The sequence below is a fragment of the Bacillus sp. JJ1127 genome (assembly GCF_036965845.1).
GTDB lineage: Bacteria > Bacillota > Bacilli > Bacillales > Bacillaceae_G > Bacillus_A.
On sequence record NZ_JBALQK010000336.1, the window covers coordinates 1 to 1,519 of the forward strand.

Sequence of the window (1,519 nt, forward strand, 5' to 3'; positions counted from 1 at the left end):
CTTACAGTAATAATAGAATCTACATATTTATTCATCAAATAACGAAACACTATTGGCATTTTCTTTTCTAATATTGTTACATTATGTTTCGTATAAATAATCTGAATTCTTCTTTTTATAAGCTTTTGAAGTAATACAGCATAAAATACCATTCTCAAACTATTTGCATGAATGACATCTATCTCCCGATTCAAAATCTCTTTTTGTAAATAATACACATTCCTTGTATGATTCCAACGATTTAACCTAATAAAGTTTTCTTTTCTAGAAAGAGATTCATATAATTCTCCATCTCCAGCAGCTGTATAAACAGTTAATGCCTCACATTGCAAATTATTTTCTAACTTACAAAAATAGTTTTCAGCTCCACCAGTTATCAATTTATCTGTCATCAACAAAATATTCATAACGGCGTCTTCTCCATTACATGTATTTTATTTTTTCTATAGGCATGATAAGCATATTTACTAAAGTAAAAACAAGTTTGTACTAGATTGAGAGGTTTTTGTGTTCTTAATAATTTCCAATATCGAAAAGCCGCTTTTAATTTATTTCTTGAAACAGAATTCGTAACAATTCGATATTGCGCCAGTACTTGCTGTATCCCATTTGCTTCATATCCTTTATTCAATAATTGCAGCCAAAGTGCTGTATCTTCAGGCTGTATACTAGGCATTTCAATGTAAGGAATTTTCTCACGATCAATCATTACTGTTAAACAGCCAATTATTGTATTTCCAACTAAGTCATAATAATTAACGGATTTAGGTACATTCACTTCCTTTCCTAAACAATTCCCATTTTCATCAATCAAACTATAAGACGTATATGAAAAAGCAGTCTCCGTTTCTTTCATAAATAACAATTGCTTCTCTAATTTATTTGGTAACCACATATCATCACTATCTAAAAAAGCAATGTATCTCCCTTTAGCTTCTTGAATTGCTATATTTCGTGCCTCGGCCGCACCTATATTTTCTTCTAATAATAATAACCGAATACGTGAATCCTCTTTTATCACTTCTTTAATTGTTGCAACCGAATGATCCGTTGAAGCATCATCAACGATAATCATTTCCCAATTTTCATAAGATTGATTTTGCACAGATGCAATAGTCTCACCTATAAAACGTAAACTATTATAACAAGGTGTTATTATGGAAACATAAGGGGCCTCACTACGTACTGACAGAGAATTTACCATCTATCTTTCCCCTTTCTTCACATATTGAAATGTATTTCACAACAATCGCTAAAAATAAAAAGAAAGCTTCATTAATAATAAGTGACAATGACATCATCTGAAATAGAAATGCAATCATTGTTAATAAAAGATATGGTTTTTCACGAAACAAGCTATATTTAGTTAACTTTACCAGCAAAGCACATAAAAAAGTAACATATAAAAGAAAACCAATCGTACCCGATTCTGATAAAATTTCCAAAAACGTATTATGTACGTATAACTTTTCATTAAACTGATACTCATAATAATTTGAAAAATTAAATGCCCCTATAC

The 1,519-nt window shown here is 30.0% G+C and carries 2 protein-coding genes and 1 pseudogene; all 3 read right to left on the reverse strand.

Annotation, left to right across the window (positions count from 1 at the left end; genetic code table 11):
* A partial coding sequence (locus V7183_RS23895) for a glycosyltransferase (RefSeq protein ID WP_335361063.1) occupies nt 1-407 on the reverse strand: 407 nt, incomplete at its 3' end.
* Entirely contained in the window at nt 404-1,204 is an 801-nt protein-coding gene (locus V7183_RS23900) for a glycosyltransferase family 2 protein (protein ID WP_335361064.1), read from the reverse strand. The genes V7183_RS23900 and V7183_RS23895, both read right to left, overlap by 4 nt.
* A pseudogene (locus V7183_RS23905) lies at nt 1,179-1,519 on the reverse strand (O-antigen ligase family protein); the annotation flags it as partial. The gene V7183_RS23900 and the pseudogene V7183_RS23905, both read right to left, overlap by 26 nt.